The organism is Pseudomonas sp. UBA6315 (genome assembly GCF_002438125.1).
GTDB lineage: Bacteria > Pseudomonadota > Gammaproteobacteria > Pseudomonadales > Pseudomonadaceae > Aquipseudomonas > Aquipseudomonas faucium.
Window position 1 is genome coordinate 1 of sequence record NZ_DJTF01000024.1, and the last position, 10,666, is coordinate 10,666.

Annotated in this window: 6 protein-coding genes; 1 reads left to right on the plus strand and 5 read right to left on the minus strand. The window is 64.5% G+C overall.

Annotation, left to right across the window (positions count from 1 at the left end; all coding sequences use genetic code 11):
- The 5 genes from mscK to betI form a co-directional block, all read right to left on the minus strand.
- Positions 1-2,872, minus strand: a 2,872-nt coding sequence (mscK, locus tag B3E94_RS01930; RefSeq protein WP_286912125.1) for a mechanosensitive channel MscK, incomplete at its 3' end; no start/stop codon positions are given.
- Positions 2,873-2,907: 35 nt separating this feature from the next.
- Positions 2,908-4,650, minus strand: a complete 1,743-nt coding sequence (locus B3E94_RS01935) for a potassium/proton antiporter (protein WP_176510910.1) — start codon at positions 4,648-4,650, stop codon at positions 2,908-2,910.
- 267 nt (positions 4,651-4,917) lie between these two features.
- Entirely contained in the window at positions 4,918-6,615 is a 1,698-nt protein-coding gene (betA, locus tag B3E94_RS01940) for a choline dehydrogenase (RefSeq protein ID WP_176510909.1), read from the minus strand.
- A gap of 77 nt (positions 6,616-6,692) precedes the next feature.
- A complete protein-coding gene (gene betB, locus B3E94_RS01945; protein ID WP_286912127.1) occupies positions 6,693-8,165 on the minus strand; it encodes a betaine-aldehyde dehydrogenase in 1,473 nt (490 codons plus the stop codon).
- A gap of 38 nt (positions 8,166-8,203) precedes the next feature.
- Complete coding sequence (gene betI, locus B3E94_RS01950) at positions 8,204-8,860, minus strand: transcriptional regulator BetI (protein WP_176512998.1); 657 nt, start codon at positions 8,858-8,860, stop codon at positions 8,204-8,206.
- 533 nt (positions 8,861-9,393) lie between these two features.
- Between betI and B3E94_RS01955 the strand changes: the two genes are divergently transcribed.
- Positions 9,394-10,666, plus strand: a 1,273-nt coding sequence (locus B3E94_RS01955; RefSeq protein WP_286912128.1) for a BCCT family transporter, incomplete at its 3' end; no start/stop codon positions are given.

Consider the following 10,666-nt stretch of genomic DNA (forward strand, 5'->3'; position numbering starts at 1 on the left):
CGAAGTCGGTGATGGTGGTGGCACGGATGCGGATCTTGCTCACCGTGCCGGACAGGTTGCCGATGGTGATGGTGTCGCCGATGCGCACCGGGCGCTCGAACAGGATCATGATGCCGGAAATGAAGTTGGCGAAGATCTCCTGCATGCCGAAGCCCAGGCCCACCGACAGCGCCGCCACCAGCCACTGCAGCTTGTCCCAGCTCACCCCGAGGGTCGACAGGGTGCTGACGATGCCGACCCCGACGATGATGTACGACAGCAGCGTGGTGGTGGCATAGGCGCTGCCCTGGGCCAGGTTCAGGCGCGACAGCACCAGCACCTCGAGCAGGCCCGGCAAGTTGCGCGCCAGGGCGAAGGTGATGCCGACGATCACCAGCGCGCCGAGCAGGTCGCCGAGGCTGATCGGCACCATGCTGGCGGCGCTGCCAGTGCCGCTGGTGTATTCGTAGAGGGTGAAGTTGTTGAGGTAGGCGAACACCGAGATCAGGTCCGACCACACCCAGTACAGGCCGGCGATGAAGCCGCCGAGCAGGGCCAGGCGGATCAGGCGCAGCGACTGCTGGTTGACCTGCTCGATGTCCAGCGTCGGCTCTTCGCTGATCACCTCGCCATCGAGCCCTTCCTTGGCCGCCGCGCGCTTGCTCAGCGCACGCTGGTAGGCCAGGCGCCGCGCCGCCACCGACAGGCCACGCACGAACGCGGCCTCGATCACCAGCCAGAACAGCAGCAGGTACAGGGTGTAGATCAGCCGGTCGGTGAGCTTCAGGGCGGTGTAGTAGTAGCCAAAGCACACCGCCACGAACAGGGCGATCGGCAAGGCGGTGAAGGCCACCCCGACGGCCTTGCGAAACAGCGAGGTGTCGCGGTGCGCAGGGCTGCTCAGCAGCAGGCGGCTGAGCAGCCAGGCCATCAGTGCGTAGCAGGTCAGCACCACGCCGATGCCCAGCACGTCGTCGGCCAGCGCCGAAGGCTGGTGCTCCGCCACCGCCACCACGCCGACCAGCGCCAGCACCACGGTACCCAGCCGGCGCACCCAGCCACGCAGGAACTCGACCTGCGGCTTGTGCCAGCGGAAGTGGATTTCCGCCACACCGCCTGGGGCGAGGATGCGGTAGGCGGTGTAGAACACCAGCCAGGCCTGGGCCAGCTGCCAGAGCGCGGCGCCGAGGTTGGCGTTCTGCCCGCGGGCGTCGATCTGCAGGGCGTAGCTGCACAGGGCCAGGCCCAGGCTTACCGGCATCGCCAGGAGGATGTTGATGAGGATGGCCTGGGGCGTGTGCCACTGGCTGTCGCGGCGGAAGTGGCCGATGTCCTGATGCACCTTGCTCAGGCGCTGGTACAGGTACTTGCGCCGCCACAGCAGGGCGCCGATCACCAGCAGCAGGGGCAGGAACAGCAGCGGGCGCTGGCTCAGGCCGTCGGCCAGCTCCTTGATGCCCGAGCCCCACGGCAGGTCGGCGACCTGGGCGGCGAAGCGCTCGGGCACATAGCGCAGCCAGTCCCAGTCCAGCGGCTTGTTGCTGGGGATCCAGAACATCTGCTCGTCGAGGGTGGTGCGCAGGCCCTGGGCGGTGCCCAGCAGCTGCTTCTGGTTGAGCTGCAGGGTGATCGATTCGTTGAGCAGCGCCGACAGTTCGCGGTTCAGCCGTTCGAGCAGGTCGCTGCGGGTGATGGCCACATCCAGCAGGGCCTTGCGCAGGGCCGGGGTGAGGTCTTCCTGGGGCTGGTTGGCCAACAGCTTGTCGACGTAGGTCACCGGGCTGCTCATCTGCTCGCGCTGCTGGTTGACCTCGAACTGGTACAGGCGGATGTCGGCGATCTGGTCGGCCAGGTCGCGGTCGACCTTCAGGTGCGGCAGGGCCTGCTTCTGCTTGTAGAGGATCTTGGACAGCAGCAGGCTGCCCTTGAGCACGCTGATCTGCTCGTCCAGGGCCTGGTCGGCCTGGGTCAGGCTGTCGAGCTGCTGCTTGGTGCGCAGGTTCTGCTGGGTCAGCTCGTTGAGGCGGTCGGTGCTCTTGAGCAGGTAGTCGGAAAGCTTCAGGTTGGCTGCGCTCTCGCTAGCCAGTATCGAGCTGCCACCGGCCTTCTGGGCCTCGATCGACTGCTGGGTGACGGTCTGCTGAGACTGGGCCAGGCGCTTCTCGTTGATCAACGTCTGCAGGTCCTGGATCTCTTGCTCCAGGCGCGCGGCGCGCTCGATCAGCAGGTCATGGCGGGCATTGCCCAAGTCCTGCAGCAGGCCGTTGCCGGCCAGCTCCTGGCGGCGCAGCAAGGTCAGGGCGTTGAGCGAGGCCAGCTCGGCCACCAGCTGGTTGCGCTGGTCGGCGTTGATCGCCTTGCCGCCGTCCTTGCCGCTCTTGAGGATGTTGTTGATCTGCTGGCTGCGGATCTGGTTGTTGCTGATCTCGGCCTGGGCGCGCTCGGGGCGGGTTTGCGAGTTGATGATCAGGCTGTTGGCTTCCGACAGCGCCTTTTGCAGCTCGCCCTGCTGGGTATTGCGCTCGCTGAGCATCTGCTCGAGCTGCGGCACGCTGAGGTTGGCATAGCGCTGGGCCACCGGTTGCGGCTTGCTTTCCTTGAGCCGGGTCAGCTCCTTCTGGCTGTCGCTGGTCTCTTTGGGCGCGCCGGCCAGTTGCTGCTTGAGCGCGGCAAGCTTCTGCTCGCTGTCATCCTTGCTGGCCAGCAGCGTGAGGGTTTGCTCCAGTACCTGCTGCAGGGCTTTCTGGTCGGCTTCGGGCAGCTTGCGCTCGGCGATCTTGTCGAGGCTGTTCTGGATGCTGGCAGTGGTCGGGGCTTCAGCCGCGCCAGCTGCGAACGAAAGGGACAGGCACAGCCCGAGCAGGGCTGTGCGAAGGTACACGCGCAGGGACATAGGCAGACTACTTGTGGATCAGGCGAAATCGGAGTTTAGAGGAACAATCCTGGTCCGGGTCGCGTTCCTTCGGGGAATCTGACGCCGACTTTCTGGATCTTGTTCCCGTCCATGGTCGCGACGGTCCAGATCGTGCCATGCCATTCGACCTGGTCACCTACTACTGGCGCGCCTCCGACCTTCTGTCGGATGAACTGCGCCAGCGGCATTTTCGCGTCCAGGCCGTCGAGTTTCAGGCCATAAAGCGCGGCCACCGCGCCCAGTTCGGCATCGCCTTCGAGCACGAAGTCGCCGAAGAAGCGCAGGTCCAGCCCGCGTTGCGGCGCCTGGCTGAACAGCTTGCCCAGGGCCGGCAGGTTATGTTCGTGGCCGATCACGCAGAGCATGTCGCCAACTTCCAGCACGGTACTGCCCGAGGGGTGCAGCAGTTGCTCGTTGCGAAACAGCGCGGCGATGCGCGTGCCTTCGGGCATCTTCAGCTCGCGCAGGGCGGCGCCGATGCACCACTTTTCCGCGCCCAGGCGGTAGACGAACAGCTCCCACTCGCTGGTGACGTGCACCTCCAGCGCCGAGCGCGAGATCGGCGCTGGGTCCGGTGGCACGGTGACTTTCAGCAGCTTGGCCATCCACGGCAGGCTGGTGCCCTGCACCAGCAGCGACACCAGCACGATGAAGAACGCCAGGTTGAAGAACAGCTGGGCATCCGGCAGCCCGGCCATCAGCGGGAACACGGCGAGGATGATCGGCACCGCGCCGCGCAGCCCGACCCAGGAGATAAAGCCCTTTTCCCGGCCATGGAAGGCCTTGAACGGCAGCAGCGCCGCGACCACCGACAGCGGCCGCGCCACCAGGATCATCCACAGCGCCAGGCCCAGGGCCGGCAGGGCGATCGGCAGCAGGTCGTGGGGCGTGACCAGCAGCCCCAGCACCAGGAACATGCCGATCTGCGCCAGCCAAGCCATGCCGTCGAGCATATGCAGGATGCCGTGGCGGCTGCGGATCGGCTTGTTGCCCAGCACCAGGCCGCACAGGTACACGGCGAGGAAGCCGCTGCCGTGCAGGGCGTTGGTCAGCGAGAACACCACCAGCCCGCCGGCCACCACCAGGATCGGGTACAGGCCGCCGGCCAGGTTGATGCGGTTGACCAGCTGCAGCATCAGCCAGCCACCGCCCAGGCCCAGCAGGCCGCCGATGCCGAACTCGCGCAGCAGGTGGGTCAGAAGGCTCCAGTGCAGGCCGGTCTGGCCGCTGGCGATCATGTCGATCAGGGTGACGGTGAGGAACACCGCCATCGGGTCGTTGCTGCCCGACTCGATTTCCAGGGTGGCGGTCACCCGCTCGTTCAGGCCCTTGCCGCCGAGCAGCGAAAACACCGCCGCGGCGTCGGTGGAGCCGACGATGGCGCCGATCAGCAGGCCCTGGATGAGGCTCAGGTTGAACAGCCAGGCCGCCACCAGGCCGGTCAGCGCGGTGGTGATCATCACCCCCACGGTGGCCAGCGACAGGGCCGGCCACAGTGCCACGCGAAAGCTTGCCACCCGCGTGCGCAGGCCGCCGTCGAGCAGGATCACCGCCAGTGCCAGGTTGCCCACCAGGTAGGCGGTCGGGTAGTTGTTGAAGATGATGCCGCCACCATCGACCCCGGCGACCATGCCGACTGCGAGGATGATGACCAGGATAGGGATGCCCAGGCGCGACGACAGCGAGCTGACCAGGATGCTTGCGCCCACCAGCAATGCGCCGATCAGAAACAGGCTGTTGATGGTGCTGGCATCCAAAGGCAGTACTCCGGTACATCGCGGGGGGAGGGGACTTGCGAGAATGATCTAGCAGGTCGCGTGCCAATTGATTCTAACCTGATGAATTGGCAGGCTGTAAAGCGTTTCTGCAGATGTAGAAAAGGCACCGCGATGGGTGCCTTTTCTTGTGCTGCCGGTGCCGGCCTCTTCGCGGGGCAAGCCCGCTCCCACAGGATTTTCCCAAGCCTCAAGTGGGCAGGGTAAACCTGTGGGAGCGGGCTTGCCCCGCGAAGAGGCCGGCGCTGATCAGCCCTGCTTCACTTCACGCATCGGCTTGCCTTTGACCGGCGCACCGTTAGCCACGTAGTACTTGGCAGTGCTGCGCGCCAGCGGCTTGCGGCCACGGATCTTGTCCGAGATTTTCTCGGCGATCATGATCGTGGTGGCGTTGAGGTTGCCGGTGATGATGATCGGCATGATCGACGCATCGACCACACGCAGGCCTTTCATGCCATGCACGCGGCCTTCGTTGTCGACCACCGCCATGTCATCGGTGCCCATCTTGCACGAGCAGGATGGGTGGAAGGCGGTTTCGGCGTGCTCGCGGATGAACTTGTCCAGCTCTTCATCGGTTTGCACGTGCTCGCCCGGGCTAATCTCGCGGCCGCGGTACGGGTCCAGCGCCGGCTGGGCCATGATTTCGCGGGTCAGGCGGATGCCGTCGCGGAATTCCTGCCAGTCCTGCTCGGTGGCCATGTAGTTGAACAGGATGCTCGGGTGCTGGCGCGGGTCTTTCGACTTGGCCTGGATACGGCCGCGGCTTGGCGAGCGCATCGAACCCATGTGCGCCTGGAAGCCGTGTTCCTTCACGCCGTTGGAGCCGTTGTAGTTGATCGCTACCGGCAGGAAGTGGTACTGGATGTTCGGCCATTCGAACTCAGGGCGGGTGCGGATGAAACCACCGGCCTCGAACTGGTTGCTGGCGCCGATGCCGGTGCCCTTGAACATCCACTCGGCGCCGATGGCCGGCTGGTTCCACCACAGCAGCGAAGGGTACAGCGACACCGGCTGGGTGCAGGCGTACTGCAGGTACAGCTCCAGGTGGTCCTGCAGGTTCTCGCCGACGCCCGGCAGGTCGTGGACCACCGGGATGTCGAGGCTTTCCAGCAGGGCACGCGGGCCGACGCCGGAGCGCTGCAGCAGCTGCGGCGAAGCGATGGCGCCGGAGCTGACGATGACTTCCTTGCGCGCGCGGGCTTCAACGCGCTCTTCGCTGTCGCCGACCAGGTAGGTCACGCCAACGGCGCGCTTGCCGTCGAACAGCACGCGGTCGCTCAGGGCATGGGTGACGATGGTCAGGTTCGGGCGCTTTTTCGACTGGTCGAGGTAACCGCGGGCGGTGCTCGAACGGCGGCCGTTCTTGGTCACGGTACGGTCCATCGGGCCGAAGCCTTCCTGCTGGTAGCCGTTGAGGTCTTCGGTGCGCGGGTAGCCCGCTTGCACGCCGGCCTCGACCATGGCGTGGAACAGCGGGTTGTTGCCGGCTTTAGGCGTGGTCACGCTGACCGGGCCTTCGCCGCCGTGGTAGTCGTTCGGGCCGATGTCACGGGTTTCCGCCTTGCGGAAATACGGCAGGCAGTCCAGGTACGCCCAGTCTTCCAGGCCTGGCAGTTGTGCCCAGCCGTCGAAGTCCAGGGCGTTGCCGCGGATGTAGCACATGCCGTTGATCAGCGACGAGCCACCCAGGCCCTTGCCGCGGCCACATTCCATGCGGCGGCCGTCCATGTGCGGCTCCGGGTCGGTCTCGTAGGCCCAGTTGTAGCGGCGGCCCTGCAGCGGGAAGGCCAGGGCGGCTGGCATCTGGGTGCGGAAGTCGAAGCGGTAGTCGGGGCCACCGGCTTCGAGCAGCAGTACGGTGACGCCGGCGTCTTCGGTCAGGCGGGTGGCCAGGGTGTTACCGGCCGAACCGGCACCGACGATGATGTAATCGAATTCTTGGGACATGAATGTACCCTCGTGTTGGCGGTGATCAGGGAGCGCAAACGCCCGTGCGCAAAGGCACGGGCGTGGCTAGACAGGGTTTAGAAAACCGAGTTGTAGCCGCCCAGCTCGACCTGGACCGACTTGATGCGAGTGTATTGAGCCAGCGAGCTGACGCCGTTCTCACGGCCGACGCCCGACTGCTTGTAGCCGCCAACCGGCATTTCGGCCGGCGATTCACCCCAGGCGTTGATCCAGCAGATACCGGCTTCGAGCTTGTGGATGATGCGGTGGGCACGGGTGATGTCGTTGGTGCAGACACCGGCGGCCAGGCCGTAGTCGGTGTCGTTGGCACGACGGATCACTTCTTCTTCGGTTTCGTAGCTGAGGATGCTCATCACCGGGCCGAAGATTTCTTCCTTGACGATGGTCATGTCGTCGCTGCAGTCGGTGAACACGGTCGGGGCCACGAAGGCGCCGTTGGCGAAATCACCGGCGGTCAGGCGCTCGCCGCCACACAGTACGCGTGCACCTTCTTCTTTACCCTTGGCGATGTAGCCGAGCACGCTTTCCATGTGCTGGAAGCTGACCAGCGGGCCGAAGTTGGTGTTCTCGTCTTCCGGGTTGCCGACACGGATGCGGGCGACGCGCTCGGCGATCTTGGCTTCGAAGGCGGCCTTCATGTCAGCCGGGATGAACACGCGGGTGCCGTTGGTGCAGACCTGGCCGGAGCTGTAGAAGTTGGCCATCATGGCGATGTCGGCGGCCTTGTCCAGGTCGGCGTCGGCGCAGATGATCAGTGGCGACTTGCCGCCCAGTTCCATGGTGACTTCCTTGAGCGACGAGCTCGAGGCGCTGGCCATGACCTTCTTGCCGGTGGTGGTGCCGCCGGTGAAGGAAACCTTCTCGATGCGCGGGTGCTCGGTCAGCCAGGTGCCGACTTCGCGGCCGCTGCCGGTCAGGACGTTGAACACGCCGTCCGGCAGGCCGGCTTCGGTGTAGATCTCGGCCAGTTTCAGGGTGGTCAGCGAAGTGACTTCCGACGGCTTGAAGATCATCGCGTTGCCGGCGGCCAGGGCCGGGGCGGATTTCCACAGGGCGATCTGGATCGGGTAGTTCCACGCGCCGATACCCACGGTCACGCCCAGCGGCTCGCGGCGGGTGTAGACGAAGGAGCTTTCGCGCAGCGGAATCTGCTCACCTTCGATGGCCGGTACCAGGCCTGCGTAGTATTCCAGCACGTCGGCGCCGGTGACGATGTCGACGTAGCGGGTTTCCGAGTACGACTTGCCGGTGTCCAGGGTTTCCAGCATGGCCAGCTCATCGTTGCGCTCGCGCAGGATGTCGACGGCGCGGCGCAGGATGCGCGAACGCTGCATGGCGGTCATCGCAGCCCAGACTTTCTGGCCGCGCTCGGCGCTTTCGACGGCCTTCTCGACGTCAGCCTGGGTGGCGCGCTGCACGTGGGCGAGGACTTCGCCGGTGGCCGGGTTGATGGCTTCGAAGGTGGCATCGGTGCCAGCGTCGACGTAACCGCCATCAATGTAGAGTTTTTGCGTTCCGAAACGGGCCATAGTGTCCTCGCAAGTGCAGTGTGTGATTGGCTTGCGCGTCACGCTCCTGCCGAGTTGGCAAGCGCCGTGCGCGATGTTTCAGCAGCCTGGTCGTCTGTTGCCAGGGTGTGCTGTTTAGCCAGTTGTAGATCCATGTATTCGTAAGCAATCCGTATCGCCTGGTCGGTGTCGAAGGCATCTCCCGACAGCGCTCCACGCAACCACAAGCCATCGATCAGGGCCGCCAGGCCGCGGGCTGCCTTGCGTGCATGGTAAAGCGGCAAGACGCGGCGGAACTGGCAACACAAGTTGGAGTACAGGCGGTGGTCGTTGATCCGCTGCAACCTGTGCAAATCGGGCTGGTGCATGCTGGAAGCCCAGAAGGCCAACCAGGTTTTCATTGCCGGGCCATTCACCTGGCTGGCATCGAAGTTGCCCTCGATGATCACTTTCAGGTGGGCGCGCGGGCTGTCATCGGTCAGTGCCTGACGACGCGCTCTCACGCCTTCGTTGAGCATGCTCATGATGTAACCCATCGTCGCTGCGATCAGGCCGTTCTTGTCCCGAAAGTAGTGACTGATGATGCCGTTCGACACCCCGGCCAAACGGGCAATCAGCGCAATGCTGGCGTCCCCCAGTCCGACCTGATCGACCGCTTGCAGCGTGGCTTCGATCAACTGCTGGCGGCGGATGGGTTGCATACCGACCTTGGGCATCTTGCTATCTCCTCAGGCCTGCGAGCAGACGACGGGCGGCTGACTCGGCGAAGGCCAGTCTATTTTGTTTTGATTGAACGTTCAATCAATAAAGAATAAGCTCTGCGACAATTTGTGCCATTGACACTTTTTCAAGCGATCGAGAAGGCACGGATTGACACCCCAGGAAATCGCGTAACCCCCGGAATACAAGGCGTTGACGGGCAAGTTCGATGCGAAGTGCAGATGCTGCCGATGGCCTACGAGCCTGCGGCAGGCCCTTGGAGCGGGCGGGGTGCTCTGTGACGAATGCGCGCACCTCACGTGAGGGCGTGGCATTTCTTGCAGGCCACCTGTCTGTTTTTTTGCAACGTTCGATCAGGGATCACGGTTTCCAGGGTGCTTTTATAACACCTGTAGCAGTGGGGCTATTGCACCAATTGCTCGGGAAAAGATTGATTAGCCTCCACAGCCGTACTGCCCGGAGCATTCGTGCAATGAGTTCTGCCTCCCTTACCAAACCCCCCGCCGAGAGGGTACGGGTCAACCGCGTGGTGTTCTTCACCTCCGCGCTGATGATCCTTGTTCTGACTGCCTTGCTGATCGCCGTACCCGATACTGCCGGCCAAGTGCTGGGCGTGGCCCAGAAATGGCTGACGCGCACCTTCGGCTGGTACTACATGCTGGTGATCTGCGGTTACCTGTGCTTCGTCGTCTACCTGGCCTTCTCCGATTACGGCAAGCTCAAGCTTGGCGGCAAGGACGACCAGCCCGACTTCAGCTACGGCGCCTGGGCCGGCATGCTGTTCTCCTCCGGCATCGGCATTTCGCTGCTGTACTTCGGCGCCTCCGAGCCGCTGGACCACTACTTCAACCCACCGGAAGGCACCCCTGCCAGCCTTGAGGCCGCGCGCCAGGGCCTGCAGCTGACCTTCCTGCACTGGGGCCTGCACGGCTGGGCGATCTACGCCCTGGTGGGCCTGGCCGTGGGTTACTTCGCCTACCGCCACAACCAGCCGCTGGCACTGCGCTCGGCGCTGTACCCGCTGGTCGGTGAGCGCTGGGTCAAGGGCGCCGCGGGCAATGCCGTGGACATCTTCGGCATGTTCGTCACCCTGCTGGGCCTGGTGACCAACCTGGGGATCGGCTCGATGCAGGTGTCCTCGGGCCTTGAGTACCTGTTCGGCATGGACCACAGCAAGACCAACCTGCTGGTGGTGATCCTGGTGATGGCCGGCGTTGCCACCGTGGCGGCGGTGTCGGGCGTGGAAAACGGCATTCGCCGCTTGTCCAACCTGAACATCATGCTGTTCAGCGGCCTGCTGATCTTCGTCCTGCTGGGCGGCGAGACCCTGCACCTGCTCAATGGCTTCGTGCAGAACATCGGCGACTACCTCAACGGCATCGTGCTCAAGACCTTCGACCTCTACGTGTACGAGGGCGAGGCCGGCAAGTCCGAGCGCTGGCTGGGCCTGTGGACCGTGTTCTACTGGGCCTGGTGGATTTCCTGGGGCCCGTTCGTCGGCATGTTCATTGCCCGTATCTCCAAGGGCCGCACCGTGCGCCAGCTGGTCAGCGGCGTGCTGCTGATCCCGCTGGGCTTCACCCTGGCCTGGCTGTCGATCTTCGGCAACACCGCGCTGGACCTGGTGATCAACCAGGGCGCCGTGGAGCTGGGCAAGACCGCCCTGGAACAGCCGTCGATGTCGATCTACCAGCTGCTGGAATACTTCCCGGCGGCCAAGATCGTGATCGGTGTGGCGGTGTTCGTCGGCTTCGTGCTGTTCCTCACCCCGGCCGACTCTGGCGCGGTGATGATGGCCAACC